This window comes from Burkholderia sp. Ed8, from assembly GCF_040761425.1.
Taxonomy (GTDB): Bacteria; Pseudomonadota; Gammaproteobacteria; order Burkholderiales; family Burkholderiaceae; genus Burkholderia; species Burkholderia seminalis.
Genome location: NZ_CP142886.1, coordinates 3,589,830 through 3,604,873 on the forward strand (window position 1 = coordinate 3,589,830; position 15,044 = coordinate 3,604,873).

The following is a 15,044-nucleotide window of genomic DNA, read 5'->3' on the forward strand; positions in this document are numbered from 1 at the left end:
ACGCCCTTATTCCGCTCGCACGGGCACGCGGCCGGCGACCGCGCACATCAGCTCGTAACCGATCGTCCCGCAATGGCGCGCGACGTCGTCGATCGGCAGCGCGTTGCCCCACAGCTCGACACGCGCGCCGACGCCGGCCTGCGGGCACGGGGTCAGGTCGACCGTAATCATGTCCATCGACACGCGGCCGACGATCCGCGTGCGGATGCCGTCGACGATCACCGGCGTGCCTTCGGGCGCGACGCGCGGATAGCCGTCCGCGTAACCGCACGCGACGACGCCGATCCGCATCTGCGCCTGCGCGGAGAAGGTCGAGCCATAACCGATCGCCTGGCCCTTCGCGATCGTCTGCACGGCGATCAGCTCGGACGCGAGCGTCATCGCGGGCTTCAGCCCGGTGTCGGCGATATCGGACGACAGCCCGGACGGCGACGCGCCGTACAGCACGATCCCCGGCCGCACCCAGTCGAAGTGCGTATCCGGATGCCACAGCACGGCCGCCGAATTCGCGAGGCTGCGCGCGCCGGCGATGCTCTCCGCGCCGCGCTCGAAGGTCGCGAGCTGCTCGGCGACGCCGCGCTCGTTGTCCGCATCCGAAAAATGGGTCATCAACGTGATCTGGCCGATGCCGGGACACGCCCGGGCACGCTCCCACGCCGCACGATATTTTTCCGGCACGTAGCCGAGCCGGTTCATCCCGCTGTTCATCTTGAGCTGCACGTTGACGGGCTTCGACAGCCGCGCCGTTTCCAGCATCCGCATCTGCTCGTCGTTGTGGACGGTCGTGGTCAGGCTGTAGCGGTCGATCACGTCGATGTCGGTCGACCGGAAGAAGCCTTCGAGCAGCAGGATCGGGCCGGCCCAGCCGAGCTCGCGCAGCTTCACGGCTTCGTCGAGGTCGAGCAGCCCGAAGCCGTCGGTGCCGCGCAGGCCCGGAAACACGCGGGCGAGACCGTGCCCGTAAGCGTTGGCCTTGACGACCGCCCAGACCTTGGACGGGCCGGCAAATCGACGGACGACGGAGAGATTGTTCGCGAGAGCGGCGGTGTGGATGGTGGCGGAGATCGGGCGCGGCATGGGAAATTTACGTAAAGACGCTTGCGAATCATCAGCTTACCGCGCCTTTTGAGCACCGAAGCCGACAATTTGCGGAACGATCGGGGAATCTTGCTAGTCCGAATTGGCGTATTTTCATGTTATAAAGCCGTGCGCACAACCCATTTCGAACGGAATAAGCCGATCGCATACCAGGCGGCCTACGCGGCCCTGCCGCAGCGACGAAAGCATCGCATCAGATGAAAAAAGGTTTTTACACCATCATGGCCGCGCAGTTTTTCTCGTCGCTGGCCGACAATGCGCTCCTCATCGCCGCCATCGCCCTGCTGAAAGACCTCCACGCCCCCAACTGGATGACACCGCTGCTGAAGCTGTTCTTCGTGTTGTCGTACGTGGTGCTGGCGGCGTATGTCGGTGCGTTCGCGGATTCGCGCCCGAAGGGCCGCGTGATGTTCATCACGAACTCGATCAAGGTGATCGGCTGCCTGATCATGCTGCTCGGCGCCCATCCGCTGATCGCGTACGGGATCGTCGGCTTCGGCGCGGCCGCCTACTCGCCCGCCAAATACGGGATTCTCACCGAGCTGCTGCCGGCCGACCGGCTGGTCGCCGCGAACGGCTGGATCGAAGGCACGACCGTCAGCTCGATCATCCTCGGCACCGTGCTCGGCGGCGCGCTGATCAGCCCGCACATCGCCTCGCACGTGATCGCGCACACGCCCGCCTGGATCGGCACGCCCGCCGAAGCGGCGATGGCGATCATCATGGCGATCTACGTGGTCGCCGCGCTGTTCAACCTGCGCATTCCCGACACGGGCGCCCGCTACCCGAAGCAGGAACGCGGCCCGGTCAAGCTCCTCACGGATTTCGCCGACTGCTTCATGGTGCTGTGGCGCGACAAGCTCGGGCAGATCTCGCTGGCCGTCACGACGCTGTTCTGGGGCGCGGGCGCGACGCTGCAGTTCATCGTGCTGAAGTGGGCCGAGGTATCGCTCGGCATGTCGCTGTCGGAAGGCGCGATCCTGCAGGCCGTGGTCGCGGTCGGCGTCGCGGCCGGCGCGATCGCCGCCGCCGCCCGGATCCCGCTGAAGAAGTCGCTGACCGTGCTGCCCGTCGGCATCATCATGGGCATCGCGGTGATGCTGATGGCGTTCTACACGCGCGACCTGTTCCCGGCGCACTGGGCCGTGCACGTCGGCCACCTGCGCATGCCCGTCTACCTGATCATCGCGTATCTCTTCCTGATCGGCGTCGGCGCGCTGTCGGGCTACTTCGTCGTGCCGATGAACGCGCTGCTGCAGCATCGCGGCCACGTGCTGCTGTCGGCCGGCCACTCGATCGCGGTGCAGAACTTCAACGAGAACCTGTCGGTGCTCGTGATGCTGTGCCTGTACGCGGTACTCGTGTGGCTCGACGTGCCGGTCGGCGTCGTGATCGTGCTGTTCGGCACGTTCGTCTGCCTGACGATGTGGCTCGTGATGCGCCGCCACCAGGCGAACCAGCGTCAGTTCGACTCGGTCGCGCTGATCGGCGAATCGCGGCACTGACGCTACACTTCCCGTTTCCGTCCGCCGGCACCGGTCTTCGAACCGGCGCGCTGCCCTCATGACGCAACCGATACCCAACCTCCTGACGATCGCCGGCTCCGATTCGGGCGGCGGCGCAGGCATCCAGGCCGACCTGAAGACCTTTTCCGCGCTCGGCGCGTACGGCGCGAGCGTGATCACCGCGCTGACCGCGCAGAACACGCGCGGCGTGACGGGGGTACACGCGCCGGACGCCGCATTCGTCACCGCGCAGCTCGACGCGGTGTTCGACGACATCCGCATCGATGCGGTCAAGATCGGCATGCTCGCGAACGCGGCGATCGTCCACGCGGTCGCCGACGCGCTGCGGCGTTACGCGCCGCGCTTCGTCGTGCTCGACACGGTGATGATCTCGAAGAGTTCGCACGCGCTGCTCGCGCCCGATGCAGTCGATGCGCTGCGCGACGCGCTGCTGCCGCTCGCGACGGTCGTCACGCCGAACCTGCCCGAAGCGGCCGCGCTGCTGGGCGATGCGCCCGCCACCACCGAGGACGACATGGTCCGGCAAGGCCACGCGTTGCTGCAAACGGGCGCGCGCGCGGTGCTGATGAAAGGCGGTCACCTGCCCGACGCGTCCGCGAGCCCCGACTGGCTCGTCGAGGCGGCGCGCACCGTGCGGCTCGACGGCGCGCGCGTGCCGGTCAGCAACACGCACGGCACCGGCTGCACGCTGTCGTCGGCGATCGCCGCACTGCTGCCGCAGCAGCCCGACCTCGAAGGCGCGGTGCGTGAAGCCAAGGCCTACCTGACCGGCGCGATCGCCGCGAGCGGGCACCTCGACGTCGGCCGCGGCGTCGGCCCCGTCCATCACTTTCATCGCTGGTGGTAAGCGCCCGCTGACGCGGCGTCAGTGATCCTGCGCGGCGAACGCCCGCGCACGCGCCGGCCAGTCGTCGGGCACGACGAAGCCGCGCGCCGTTTCGCGCCACGTGCCGTCGCTGCCCTTTTCATGGATGCCGATCAATGAGGGCGCCTCGCGCGTCAGCACGGGCGGCAGTTCCAGGGGCGCCGCCAGCGGTTCGGGTTCGAAGCCGGCATCGGCGGCAACCCGCCGCGGCGCGAGCCACGCCAGCCGCGGCAATACACTCCACGCGAGACCGGCACGCTGCGCGGCCGCCCACGCCCGCCACTGCGCGTGCGTCAGCCAGAATCCACGCGGATGATCCGGCGCGATTTCCGCTGAAACCGGCGGCAACGGCGCGCCGTGCGGATAGAACAGCCAGCCCTTGATGAACATCTGCGCGTCGGACGGCGCGCCATAGCCGAGCCGCGCGAACCCGTCGTGTTCGCCGAGCCGCAACTGGTGATCGAGCAACCGGCCGCGCTTGCGGTCGAACCGGTCGACGAGATTGGGGCCGACGAAATCGGCGAGCGTCGCGCCATCGTGCACCGGTGCGCACAGATAGCACTTCACCGCGAGTTCCCAATGCAGGCGCTGCCCGTCCGGCGCGTCGACGAGGAAATCGACTTCGCCGAGCGTCCTGCCGTTGCTGCGCAGCGGGAGATTGGCCGCGACCAGCCGCAGCGACGGGCCGTGCGTGAGGAAATATTCGAGCAGGCATTCCGCGTAACGACCGAGCCGGGTCGGCCGGAACCCATCGAGCGCGCGATGCAGCGGCTCGGGCTGCGCATCGAGCGCGGCGAGCCACGCTTCGACGGCCGCTCGCCCGGCCGCATCCGGCCACGGCCGCGCAAGCGGCGCGCCCGGCACCGCGGTCAGCAGGCTCGGGCTGGCCAGCAGCCAGCCGAGATCGCGAACCGCGGTATCGCGCAGCGTATCGACGAATGCGTACGCCGCGCCGGTCGTCATTGCCCGGCCGGCCCGCTCGCGTCGGCGCCTTCCGTACGCTGGAACGTGTCGCGCGCAAGGCACAGGTCGGCCCACGCCTTCGACTTGTCCTGCAGGCTGCGCAACAGGTACGCCGGGTGATAGGTGACGATCACCGGCACGCCTTCGTAGGCATGCACGCGGCCGCGCAGCGACGCGATGCTCGCGTCCGTCTTCAGCAGCGTCTGCGCGGCGAAACGGCCGAGCGCGACGATCAGCTTCGGCTTCACGAGCGCGACCTGGCGCTGCAGATAAGGCTCGCAGCTGGCGACCTCGTCCGGCTCCGGGTTGCGGTTGCCGGGCGGGCGGCACTTGATCACGTTCGCGATGTACACGTTGTCGCCACGCTTGAGGGACAGCGACTGCAGCATGTTGTCGAGCAGCTTGCCGGCCTGGCCGACGAACGGCTCGCCCTGCTTGTCCTCGTTTTCGCCCGGCGCTTCACCGATCAGCATCCAGTCGGCTTCGCGGTCGCCGACGCCGAACACCGTGTTGGTCCGCTTCTCGCACAGCCGGCACAGCGTGCAGTCGGCCACGCGCGCGGCCAGCGCCTCCCAGTCGAGGGCGGCGACCGGCGGGCCGGCGGGACGCGCTTCGGCCACCGGCGCGGGATCGCCCGGCGGCGCCGCGTCGAACCACGCGAAATCGTCGGCGCCGGCGGGCGGCACGTCGTCCATCGGCGGGATCGTGTCGGCCGAGGCAACCGGCGCGGGCGCGCGATCGCCCGCGGCAACACGGCGCGCCGGTGCAGCATCGTCTGCGCTTACCGCTGCAGGCGACGCATCGTCTTGTACCGGCGGGCGCGCCGTGCGTCCCGGCCGCTCGGCCGCGGCGGCGGACACCCCGTCGTCCGCCCCGGCTTGCGCAAGAACAGGCGCTTCGGCCGCCGCACCGTTATCCGCGCGCTGCCCGCGTCGCACCCAGATCTGCGCGAGGCCCAGTTCCTCGAGCGCCGCTTCAGCCCATGCCATGCGCGTTCCCCTCGTCCTTGTTCAGCGTCAGACGCATCACGATCGCGTCCTCCCGGCTGCGATGCTTCGCCGGATAGTAGTTCTTGCGGCGGCCGATCGTCACGAAGCCGAACCGTTCGTACAGATGAATCGCACGCGGATTGGACGGCCGCACCTCGAGCAGCACCCCGTCGAGCCGCTCCGCGCGCGCAATGCGCACGGCCTCGCGCAGCAGCGCAAGGCCCGCGCCCGCGTGCTGCGCGGCCGGCGCGACGCACAGGTTCAGCAGGTGCATCTCGTCGATCACGGGCATCAGCACGCAATAGCCGACGAGCGTCCCCGTCACGTGCCGCAGGCACACGCCCAGGTAGCCGTTGCGCAACGAATCCTCGAAGTTGCCGCGGCTCCACGGGAATTCGTACGCGACGTGCTCGATCGCGACGACCTCGTCGAGATCGGCGTCCGTCATCGGCGTGAGATAGCGGTCGCTCAGCAAAACCCCTGTCATCCCTTCGCTCCGCCCGTCTGCGCGGCCCGTGCCGCGACGCGCTCGGCGGTCGTCTGCGCGACCTTGTCACGCACGTATTCCGGCGCGGCCTGATCGGCCGGCACCACCCGCCCGGCGCGGAAGGCGCGCAGCGCGGCATGCGCGACGGCCAGCGCATGCGGCATCGCGTCGCCGTCGATCACGGCCGCACGCGCCGCGGCCGGCAACTGCGCGCCGAACGCGGCGGCCGCGTTGCCCGCGAGCGTGAACGGCACGTCGGGCACACCGACGGCACCCGGCGCATCGAGCGAAGCCGGATGCAGCGTGCGCCAGTCGCCGGCGGCGGCGTCCCATTCGAAATCGGCCCAGTAGGCCTCATCCATCCGCGCATCCAGCGCGGCCAGCACGCGGGTCGTGCCGGGTGGGCGCAGCCGCGCGTGCTCGGCGCACGCGAGCAGCGTGCCGATCGGCACGACCGGCAGCCCGCCGCCGAACGCGAGGCCTTGCGTGATGCCGGTCGCGGTGCGCAGGCCCGTGAACGAGCCGGGGCCCGCGCCGAACGCGATCGCGTCGCAATCGGCGAGCGTCAGCCCCGATTCGGCGAAGAGTTCCTGGATCGCCGGCAGCACGCGCGTGCTCGACACGGCGCCCGTCGGTTCGTGGCGGACCCAGGTTTGCGGGGAGGAAACGGCGTCATCGGCATGGGCCGAGCGCAGCAGCGCGACCGAGCAGTATTCGGTCGACGTATCGATGGCGAGGAGCACTGTTTGCGTCATGGCCGACATTGTAATGCGGCGCCCCGCTCCCACGGGCGATCGGGACCGATCCGTGCGCATACGCGGCAGCGGCGGCGGTTTGGAAGGATCGCTCGACCCCGCGCGGCGGTCCGCTTGTTAAGATCGCCCGATCTGAAACCCTTACGGAGACACCCGATGAGCGAACTCGCCGCCCAATTCGACCAGGCCCAGATCGACGTCAAGCAACTGACCGAACGCCCGGGCAACCTGACCCTGCTGCGCCTCTACGCGCTGTTCAAGCAGGCCACCGACGGCGATGCGCATGGCGACAAGCCGGGCTTCACCGACATCGTGGGCAAATACAAGTACGACGCGTGGGACGCGCTGAAGGGCACGTCGCCGGATGCGGCAAAGCAGCAGTACGTCGAACTCGTCGAATCGCTGAAAAACGGCACGGCTTCCTGAGCGGATCGCCCGCCGCCGCAATAGGCAATCAAATCAGTGGCGCAGCGCAGCAAATATCTTTATAATGCTGGCTGCGTCACCTCCCGCGCTCGGCTCGCAAGCCGTTCCGGCCAGACGCCTCGTAGCGTTAAGCTCCAATCCGGTTTAGAACCTGTCCCCTCCTGCTTCGACCTTCGCGGTCGTCACTTATCAGGCTGGCGGCCCCGCTCCTGAAGCGCGCCGCACCCAAAACAGCTTCTAATGCCTCATCCGCCGACGGTTCGGCGGATTGCACCCGTTTCCCGATTTGCTCGCTGAATCCGACGACTTGGGTATGCGCGATTGGCGCCGACGTTTCACCCACTGTGTTTCAAGGATTGTTATGACTTCGAGCATCAACTCCAGCCCGCTCAACGCGATCGCCGACCAGGCGCTCGGTCTCGACGACGCCGCCGCACCGGCCGCGGTCGAACCGGCGTCGGACGAGCCGAGCTTCGCGTCGCTCGGGTTGTCGCCGGAGATCGTCTCCGCGCTGCAGGCCGCCGGCTACGTGAAGCCGACGCCGGTCCAGCAGCGCGCGATTCCGGCCGGCATCGCCGGCCGCGACCTGCTGGTGTCGAGCCCGACCGGTTCGGGCAAGACCGCCGCATTCATGCTGCCCGCGATCGAACGTTTCGCGCAGCTCCAGAAGACGCTGGCGCAGCAACCGCGCGCGCCGCGTGAACCGAACCAGGGCGACCGCCGTGCGCGCCGCCCGCAACCCGTCGCGCGCCCGGGCCTGCTCGTGCTGACGCCGACCCGCGAACTCGCGATGCAGGTCACCACGGCCGCATCGACGTACGGCAAGCACCTGAAGCGCCTGCGCACGGTCAGCATCCTCGGCGGCGTCGCCTACGGCCAGCAGCTGATGCTGCTCGCGAAGAACCCGGAAATCCTGGTCGCCACGCCGGGCCGTCTGCTCGATCACCTCGAGCGCGGCCGTATCGACCTGTCCGAACTGAAGATGCTCGTGCTCGACGAAGCCGACCGCATGCTCGACATGGGCTTCATCGAAGACATCGAAACGATCGTCGACGCCACGCCCGCGTCGCGCCAGACGATGCTGTTCTCGGCCACGCTCGACGGCAAGATCGGTTCGCTGACGAGCCGCCTGCTGAAGGATCCGGAACGCATCGAGATCCAGCAGCGCCTCGAGTCGCGCGCCAACATCGCGCAGACCGTGCACTACGTCGACGACCGCGATCACAAGGATCGCCTGCTCGATCACCTGCTGCGCGACGACGCACTCGACCAGGCCATCATCTTCACGGCGACCAAGATCGACGCCGACCAGCTCGCCGGCCGTCTTGCCGATGCAGGCTTCGAATCGGCCGCGCTGCACGGCGACCTGCCGCAGGGCGCGCGCAACCGCACGATCCGTGCGCTGCGCGAGCGCCGCGTGCGCGTGCTGGTGGCCACCGACGTCGCGGCACGCGGCATCGACATCCCGGGCATCACGCACGTGTTCAACTACGACCTGCCGAAGTTCGCGGAAGATTACGTTCACCGTATCGGCCGTACCGGCCGCGCAGGCCGTTCGGGCACGGCAGTGAGCCTCGTGCACCACGCCGAGCAAGGCGCGCTCAAGCGCATCGAGCGCTTCGTGCGCTCGCCGCTGCCGGTCAACGTGATCGAAGGGTTCGAGCCGCGCAAGGCGCCCCCGCGCAACGGCGGCACCGGCGGCCGCGGCCGTCCGGGCGGCGGTAACGGCGGCGGTCGTCGCTTCGGCGGCAAGCCGGGCGGCGGTTACGCCGGCAACGGCAGCGGCGGCCGCAGCTACGGCGGCGGCAATGGCGGCGGCTGGAGCGGCAAGCCGGGTGGCAGCCGTGACGGCGGCCCGCGTCGCGACGGCCAGCGCAGCGGCGGCCCGCGCCGCAGCAACTCCGCGTCGTAAGCACGCACGGGCGGCGCCTCGCCGCCGCCCCACGGATGGGCCCCACCCGTCCAGCCGACCGGCGCACCTGCGCCGGTTTTTTTTCGCCTCGCTCGACATTTCACGATGCGAAAAATTTTTTTGCGTCGTAAAAAATCATGTTGCACGGCACAACCGGTGCGATTGCGGGATGGGAAAAAGCATTTCTTATCTCGAAATGATAAATATAAATCGTTGATTTAAAACGGTTAAAAATTTACCCGATCCCGTGGAAAGCCCCCTGTTTCGCGCCTGCCGATTTGCCTAGACTCTTATACAAGACTTCACGAAACGGAATGGCACGCGCCCCGCTTCGCGAACCGCATCACGACCGTCAGATTCGGCGCATTCGGCAATACACCGCATCAAGGAGCTCATCATGTCGCGTCAGCAACAGGCACTGGAACTGCAGAAGCAATGGGAAACCGATCCGCGCTGGAAGGGCATCAAGCGCGGCTACTCGGCGGAGGACGTCGTCCGCCTGCGCGGCTCGGTCCCGATCGAGCACACGCTGGCCAAGCGCGGCGCGGAAAAGCTGTGGGGCCTCATCAACAACGAACCGTTCGTCAACGCGCTCGGCGCGCTGACCGGCAACCAGGCGATGCAGCAGGTGAAGGCCGGCCTGAAGGCCATCTACCTGTCCGGCTGGCAAGTGGCCGGCGATGCGAACGTCGCGGGAGAAATGTACCCGGACCAGTCGCTGTACCCGGCGAACTCGGTGCCGCTCGTCGTGAAGCGCATCAACAACACGCTGACGCGCGCCGACCAGATCCAGTGGTCGGAAGGCAAGAACCCGGGCGACGAAGGTTATGTCGACTTCTTCGCACCGATCGTCGCCGACGCGGAAGCCGGTTTCGGCGGCGTGCTGAACGCGTTCGAGCTGATGAAGGCGATGATCGAGGCCGGCGCATCGGGCGTCCACTTCGAGGACCAGCTCGCGTCGGTGAAGAAGTGCGGCCACATGGGCGGCAAGGTGCTGGTGCCGACGCGCGAAGCCGTCGCGAAGCTGTCGGCCGCGCGTCTCGCGGCCGACGTGATGGGCACGCCGACCGTGCTGGTCGCGCGTACCGACGCGGAAGCGGCCGACCTGATCACGTCCGACGTCGACGACAACGACAAGCCGTTCCTGACCGGCGAGCGCACGGTGGAGGGCTTCTTCCGCACCAAGCCGGGCCTCGGGCAGGCGATCTCGCGCGGCCTCGCGTACGCGCCGTACGCCGACCTGATCTGGTGCGAAACCGGCAAGCCGGATCTCGAGTACGCGAAGAAGTTCGCGGAAGCGATCCACAAGCAGTTCCCGGGCAAGCTGCTGTCGTACAACTGCTCGCCGTCGTTCAACTGGAAGAAGAACCTCGACGACGCGACGATCGCGAAGTTCCAGAAGGAACTCGGTGCGATGGGCTACAAGTTCCAGTTCATCACGCTGGCCGGCTTCCACGCGCTGAACTACTCGATGTTCAACCTCGCGCACGGCTATGCCCGCACGCAGATGAGCGCGTTCGTCGAATTGCAGCAGGCCGAGTTCGCGGCCGCCGACAAGGGCTTCACGGCCGTCAAGCATCAACGCGAAGTCGGCACCGGCTACTTCGACGCGGTGACGCAGACGGTCGAGCGCGAAGCGTCGACGACCGCGCTGCACGGCTCGACCGAGGACGAACAGTTCTTCGACGGCAAGAAGGTCGCGTAACACGCGCAAGCGCCGCGCCGGGGCGCGCCTCGTCACGGCGCGGCGCCGGCCACCGGACAACAATCAGGGAGGAGACGGCAGGCGCGCGATGCGAATCGCGCGACCGGCCGCGCGGCCTGCGGGCCGCCTGCAACGATGCGCGCCGGCTTCGTCCGGCGCGCCCTTTTTGCGACGCTGCCCGCCCGGCCGAGGGCGGCACCGCCCTACCGATAAACGATCACCGGAATTTTCGTATGGGTCAGCACGCGCTGCGTCTCGCTGCCGATCAGCAGGCTGCCGAGCCCGCGGCGTCCGTGGGACGCCATGAAGATCACGTCGCAACCGCCGCGTTCGGCCGCCTCGATGATGCCGAGATAGGGCGACGGATGCACGCTCGTCCACGTGTCGCAGACGACACCGGCCGCCCGCGCGGCCGCTTCGACCTCGCCGAGATGCGCGCGTGCCTCGCGCTCGCTGCGCGCGCGGAAATCCGCGGGCGGTTCGATGATCACTTCGGAAAACGGCGAGTACGGGTACTGCGGCAGGCACGCGTAGGCCGTCACGCGCGCGCCGACCGCGCGCGCCAGGTCGATCGCGCCGTCGATCGCCTTCTGCGACAGTTCGGAACCGTCGGTTGGAACGAGGATGTGCCGGAACATCGCGCCCTCCTTCGTCAATCGCACGCCGCGCGCCGCGAGCCCAGCGGGACCGGCCGCGACGCATCGGAGATGCCTCCTACGATTGTAGTGCGCGAAATCGCTCGACCGGCACCGGCAGCGGGTTCGCCCTCATATCGGAAACGCGCGGGCGCGCGCCGCCTGCTCGCCCCAATAACCGGGCTGCTCGTACGTGTGCTTCAGGTAATCGAGAAACAGGCGCACGCGCAGCGGCAGATGACGGCGCTGCGGAAACACCGCGTGGATGCCGATCGGCGGCGCGGCAAACGCGTCGAGCACGCTGACGAGCCGGCCGGCCGCGATGTCGTCGCCGACCTCCCACCACGAACGCCATGCCAGGCCGTAACCTTCGAGGCACCACTCGTGCAGCACCGCGCCGTCCGAGCATTCCATCGTGCCGTTCACGCGGATCGACACGACCTTGTTGCCCTCCTGGAACGTCCAGCCGCGCTGCTGGTTCGCGTTCGCCGCGAGCGCGAGGCAGTTGTGCCGTGCCAGCTCCGCGAGCGTGACCGGCGTGCCGCGCCGCGCCAGATAGGCGGGAGACGCGACGCAGACGCGGCGGTTCTCGCCGAGCTTCAGCGACACGAGCGACGAATCGGGCAGCTCGCCGAGCCGCACCGCGCAATCGAACCCCTCGTTGACGAGGTCGACCATCCGGTCGGACAAGTCGAGCGTGACCGATACGTCCGGATGCCCGACGCTGAATTCGGGCACGAGCGGCGCGACGTGCCGCCGGCCGAAGCCGGCCGGCGCGGAAATCCGCAGGTGGCCGCTCGCCTTGACGCCGCCGGCCGACACGCTCGCCTCCGCGTTCTGCATGTCGTTGATGATCCGCTGGCAATCCTCGAGGAACGCCGAGCCCTCGAACGTCAGCGTGAGCTTGCGCGTGGTGCGCACCAGCAGCTTCACGCCGAGCCGCTCCTCGAGCGCGTCGAGGCGGCGGCCGATGATCGCCGGCGCGACCCCTTCCGCGTGCGCGGCCGCCGACAGGCTGCCCTTCGCCGCGACCGCGGCGAACGTTTCGATCTGCTTGAACCGGTCCATGAGTCGCGAGGACGGCACCGCCGCCCTTCAAGTAGCTTGAGCCGCTCAAGATTAGGTATATGAAAGTAAAAGATCAAGTGATGAATAGCGTCTTTTTTAGACCATACGATCACGAATAGAATCGATCCGACCTCTGAAACTGGAGCGCAAGGCTATGTCGGCCACAACGACACTCTCCTCTCCCGACGCCATCCTCTTCGACGCATTCGGCACGTTGTTCGACGTCCGGGCGGTCCTGGCCGCGGCGGAGCAGATGTTTCCCGGACACGGGGAACGGTTGTCGCAGCTGTGGCGACGCAAGCAAATCGAATACTCGCAGCTGCGCACGCTCGCCGATCCGGGCGGTGCGCACTATCGCCCGTTCCGGGACATCACGCTCGACGCGCTGCGCTTCGCCGCGCGTCGGCTCGGGCTTGCGCTGAACAGCGCGGCCGAGAAGCGGCTGATGGACGAATACGCGTGCCTGTCCACCTATCCCGACACCGTGCCCGCGCTGCGCAAGCTGCGCGCGCTCGAACCGCGCCCGCCGCTCGGGATCCTGTCGAACGGCACCCCGCAGATGCTCGACATCGCGATCAAGAGCGCCGGCATGTCCGGACTGTTCGATCGCGTGCTGTCGGCCGACACGGCGCGTGCGTACAAGCCGAGTCCGGCCGCCTACGCGCTCGGCACCGCCGCGTTCGGGTCGAACCCGCGCGGCATCGTGTTCGTGTCGTCGAACGCGTGGGACGTCGCCGGTGCCGTCTGGTTCGGCTACACGACGTTCTGGCTCAACCGTACGGGCGCGCCCGCCGAGGAACTCGGCGCGCCGCCCGACGGCACGGGCACCGGCATGGCCGATCTGCTCGCCTTCCTCGCCGCCCCGGCTCCGTCCGGCAGGCCCGCAAACCGCACGCGCCCCGGCCCGGGCGCATGACGTTCGCGGCGCTGCCGCCTTCCCCCTTCACCGAAACCGCAACTGACCGACCAAGGAGATGAGACTCATGAGCACCCCGATCACGCTGCCGCAAGGCATGACGATCACCGGCGAAATCAAGCCGGGTTACGAAGCGATCCTGACGCCCGCGGCACTGGAACTCGTCGCCGCGCTGCACCGCGCGTTCGAACCGCGTCGCCAGACGCTGCTGCAGGCGCGCGTCGAGCGCACCAAACGCCTCGACGCGGGCGAGCGCCCCGACTTCCTGGCCGAAACGAAGTCGATCCGCGAAGGCGACTGGAAGGTCGCGCCGCTGCCGGCCGACCTGCAATGCCGCCGTGTCGAGATCACGGGGCCCGTCGAGCGCAAGATGATCATCAACGCGCTGAACTCGGGCGCCGATTCGTACATGACGGACTTCGAGGACTCGAATGCGCCGAGCTGGACCAACCAGATCGACGGCCAGATCAACCTGAAGGACGCGGTGCGCCGCACGATCTCGCTCGAGCAGAACGGCAAGTCGTACCGGCTGAACGACAAGGTCGCGACGCTGATCGTGCGTCCGCGCGGCTGGCACCTCGACGAGAAGCACGTGACGGTCGACGGCCAGCGCGTGTCCGGCGGCATCTTCGATTTCGCGCTGTTCCTGTTCCACAACGCGAAGGAACTGATCGCGCGCGGCTCGGGCCCGTACTTCTACCTGCCGAAGATGGAAAGCCATCTCGAGGCGCGCCTGTGGAACGACATCTTCGTCGCCGCGCAGGAAGCGGTCGGCGTGCCGCGCGGCACGATCCGCGCGACGGTGCTGATCGAGACGATCCTTGCCGCGTTCGAGATGGACGAGATCCTGTACGAACTGCGCGAACACAGCTCGGGGCTGAACGCCGGCCGCTGGGACTACATCTTCTCGGCGATCAAGAAATTCAAGAACGACCGTGACTTCTGCCTCGCGGACCGTTCGAAGATCACGATGACGGTGCCGTTCATGCGCGCGTACGCGCTGCTGCTGCTGAAGACCTGCCACAAGCGCAACGCGCCGGCGATCGGCGGGATGAGCGCGCTGATCCCGATCAAGAACGATCCGGAAGCGAACGACAAGGCGATGGGCGGCGTGCGCTCGGACAAGCAGCGCGACGCGACCGACGGCTACGACGGCGGCTGGGTGGCGCACCCCGGCCTCGTGCCGATCGCGATGGAAGAGTTCGTCAAGGTGCTCGGCGACCGGCCGAACCAGATCGCGAAGCAGCGCGACGACGTGCAGGTCGAAGGCAGCAACCTGCTCGACTTCCAGCCGGAAGCGCCGATCACCGAGGCCGGCTTGCGCAACAACATCAACGTCGGCATCCACTACCTCGGTGCATGGCTCGACGGCAACGGCTGCGTGCCGATCCACAACCTGATGGAAGACGCGGCCACGGCCGAGATCTCCCGCTCGCAGGTGTGGCAGTGGATCCGCTCGCCGAAGGGCGTGCTCGACGACGGCCGCAAGGTCACGGCCGAGCTCGTGCGCGCATTCGCGAAGATCGAGCTCGACAACGTCAAGCGCTCGGTCGGCGGCAACACGCAGCCGTACGAGCGCGCCGCGGCCATCTTCGAACAGATGTCGACGTCGGAAGGCTTCACCGAATTCCTGACGCTGCCGCTGTACGAGGAAATCTGACGTCGCGACACGCAGCGACCGGCGGCCTGCCACGCGTCG

Annotated in this window: 14 protein-coding genes; 7 read left to right on the forward strand and 7 right to left on the reverse strand. The window is 68.1% G+C overall.

Annotated features, from left to right (window positions below; translation table 11 throughout):
• Positions 1-6: 6 nt before the first annotated feature.
• Positions 7-1,077 (reverse strand): alanine racemase, encoded by a 1,071-nt coding sequence (gene alr, locus VXM69_RS30495; RefSeq protein ID WP_034188864.1) that lies wholly within the window; start codon positions 1,075-1,077, stop codon positions 7-9.
• A gap of 218 nt (positions 1,078-1,295) precedes the next feature.
• Between alr and lplT the strand changes: the two genes are divergently transcribed.
• Together lplT and thiD are read left to right on the forward strand one after the other, a co-directional pair.
• Entirely contained in the window at positions 1,296-2,603 is a 1,308-nt protein-coding gene (lplT, locus tag VXM69_RS30500; protein WP_034188865.1) for a lysophospholipid transporter LplT, read from the forward strand.
• A gap of 58 nt (positions 2,604-2,661) precedes the next feature.
• Entirely contained in the window at positions 2,662-3,471 is an 810-nt protein-coding gene (gene thiD / locus VXM69_RS30505; protein WP_034188866.1) for a bifunctional hydroxymethylpyrimidine kinase/phosphomethylpyrimidine kinase, read from the forward strand.
• Between the two features lie 18 nt (positions 3,472-3,489).
• Here thiD and VXM69_RS30510 read toward each other — a convergent pair whose 3' ends face one another.
• The 4 genes from VXM69_RS30510 to tsaB are packed head-to-tail and all read right to left on the reverse strand — an operon-like array spanning position 3,490 to position 6,692.
• Entirely contained in the window at positions 3,490-4,452 is a 963-nt protein-coding gene (locus VXM69_RS30510) for a DUF1853 family protein (RefSeq protein WP_226228366.1), read from the reverse strand.
• A complete protein-coding gene (locus VXM69_RS30515) occupies positions 4,449-5,441 on the reverse strand; it encodes a uracil-DNA glycosylase family protein (RefSeq protein ID WP_367189718.1) in 993 nt (330 codons plus the stop codon). Before VXM69_RS30515 ends, VXM69_RS30510 begins: the two co-directional genes overlap by 4 nt.
• Positions 5,428-5,928 (reverse strand): ribosomal protein S18-alanine N-acetyltransferase, encoded by a 501-nt coding sequence (rimI, locus tag VXM69_RS30520; protein WP_034188869.1) that lies wholly within the window; start codon positions 5,926-5,928, stop codon positions 5,428-5,430. Before rimI ends, VXM69_RS30515 begins: the two co-directional genes overlap by 14 nt.
• Positions 5,925-6,692, reverse strand: coding sequence for a tRNA (adenosine(37)-N6)-threonylcarbamoyltransferase complex dimerization subunit type 1 TsaB (gene tsaB / locus VXM69_RS30525; RefSeq protein WP_367189719.1), 768 nt, complete (start codon positions 6,690-6,692; stop codon positions 5,925-5,927). Before tsaB ends, rimI begins: the two co-directional genes overlap by 4 nt.
• A gap of 147 nt (positions 6,693-6,839) precedes the next feature.
• Between tsaB and VXM69_RS30530 the strand changes: the two genes are divergently transcribed.
• The 3 genes from VXM69_RS30530 to aceA all read left to right on the forward strand — a co-directional run bounded on the left by VXM69_RS30530 (position 6,840) and on the right by aceA (position 10,726).
• Positions 6,840-7,109, forward strand: a complete 270-nt coding sequence (locus tag VXM69_RS30530) for an acyl-CoA-binding protein (protein WP_034188871.1) — start codon at positions 6,840-6,842, stop codon at positions 7,107-7,109.
• Positions 7,110-7,470: 361 nt separating this feature from the next.
• Positions 7,471-9,021, forward strand: coding sequence for a DEAD/DEAH box helicase (locus VXM69_RS30535; RefSeq protein ID WP_034188872.1), 1,551 nt, complete (start codon positions 7,471-7,473; stop codon positions 9,019-9,021).
• A gap of 397 nt (positions 9,022-9,418) precedes the next feature.
• Positions 9,419-10,726, forward strand: a complete 1,308-nt coding sequence (gene aceA, locus VXM69_RS30540) for an isocitrate lyase (protein WP_124610100.1) — start codon at positions 9,419-9,421, stop codon at positions 10,724-10,726.
• A 203-nt stretch (positions 10,727-10,929) separates the two neighbouring features.
• On the opposite strand, the gene VXM69_RS30545 is transcribed toward aceA, so the two are convergent.
• Positions 10,930-11,364: a universal stress protein gene (locus VXM69_RS30545; protein ID WP_034188874.1), complete on the reverse strand. Its 435-nt coding sequence runs from the start codon at positions 11,362-11,364 to the stop codon at positions 10,930-10,932.
• Between the two features lie 129 nt (positions 11,365-11,493).
• On the reverse strand, positions 11,494-12,429 hold the full coding sequence (locus tag VXM69_RS30550; RefSeq protein WP_034188875.1) for a LysR family transcriptional regulator: 936 nt from the start codon (positions 12,427-12,429) through the stop codon (positions 11,494-11,496).
• Between the two features lie 154 nt (positions 12,430-12,583).
• Here VXM69_RS30550 and VXM69_RS30555 point away from each other — a divergent pair, with 154 nt between their 5' ends.
• Both VXM69_RS30555 and aceB read left to right on the forward strand, forming a co-directional pair.
• Positions 12,584-13,345, forward strand: coding sequence for a haloacid dehalogenase type II (locus VXM69_RS30555; RefSeq protein ID WP_124610101.1), 762 nt, complete (start codon positions 12,584-12,586; stop codon positions 13,343-13,345).
• Between the two features lie 67 nt (positions 13,346-13,412).
• The gene (gene aceB / locus VXM69_RS30560; protein ID WP_343727426.1) at positions 13,413-15,005 is read left to right on the forward strand and encodes a malate synthase A; all 1,593 of its coding nucleotides are present in this window, start codon (positions 13,413-13,415) and stop codon (positions 15,003-15,005) included.
• Positions 15,006-15,044 lie beyond the last annotated feature (39 nt).

What these genes read in the sequence shown, in the direction of transcription:
- alr (WP_034188864.1), bottom strand. Translation starts at nt 1,077, where the DNA reads ATGCCGCGCCCGATCTCCGCCACCATCCACACCGCCGCTCTCGCGAAC.
- lplT (WP_034188865.1), top strand. Translation starts at nt 1,296, where the DNA reads ATGAAAAAAGGTTTTTACACCATCATGGCCGCGCAGTTTTTCTCGTCG.
- thiD (WP_034188866.1), top strand. Translation starts at nt 2,662, where the DNA reads ATGACGCAACCGATACCCAACCTCCTGACGATCGCCGGCTCCGATTCG.
- VXM69_RS30510 (WP_226228366.1), bottom strand. Translation starts at nt 4,452, where the DNA reads ATGACGACCGGCGCGGCGTACGCATTCGTCGATACGCTGCGCGATACC.
- VXM69_RS30515 (WP_367189718.1), bottom strand. Translation starts at nt 5,441, where the DNA reads ATGGCATGGGCTGAAGCGGCGCTCGAGGAACTGGGCCTCGCGCAGATC.
- rimI (WP_034188869.1), bottom strand. Translation starts at nt 5,928, where the DNA reads ATGACAGGGGTTTTGCTGAGCGACCGCTATCTCACGCCGATGACGGAC.
- tsaB (WP_367189719.1), bottom strand. Translation starts at nt 6,692, where the DNA reads ATGTCGGCCATGACGCAAACAGTGCTCCTCGCCATCGATACGTCGACC.
- VXM69_RS30530 (WP_034188871.1), top strand. Translation starts at nt 6,840, where the DNA reads ATGAGCGAACTCGCCGCCCAATTCGACCAGGCCCAGATCGACGTCAAG.
- VXM69_RS30535 (WP_034188872.1), top strand. Translation starts at nt 7,471, where the DNA reads ATGACTTCGAGCATCAACTCCAGCCCGCTCAACGCGATCGCCGACCAG.
- aceA (WP_124610100.1), top strand. Translation starts at nt 9,419, where the DNA reads ATGTCGCGTCAGCAACAGGCACTGGAACTGCAGAAGCAATGGGAAACC.
- VXM69_RS30545 (WP_034188874.1), bottom strand. Translation starts at nt 11,364, where the DNA reads ATGTTCCGGCACATCCTCGTTCCAACCGACGGTTCCGAACTGTCGCAG.
- VXM69_RS30550 (WP_034188875.1), bottom strand. Translation starts at nt 12,429, where the DNA reads ATGGACCGGTTCAAGCAGATCGAAACGTTCGCCGCGGTCGCGGCGAAG.
- VXM69_RS30555 (WP_124610101.1), top strand. Translation starts at nt 12,584, where the DNA reads ATGTCGGCCACAACGACACTCTCCTCTCCCGACGCCATCCTCTTCGAC.
- aceB (WP_343727426.1), top strand. Translation starts at nt 13,413, where the DNA reads ATGAGCACCCCGATCACGCTGCCGCAAGGCATGACGATCACCGGCGAA.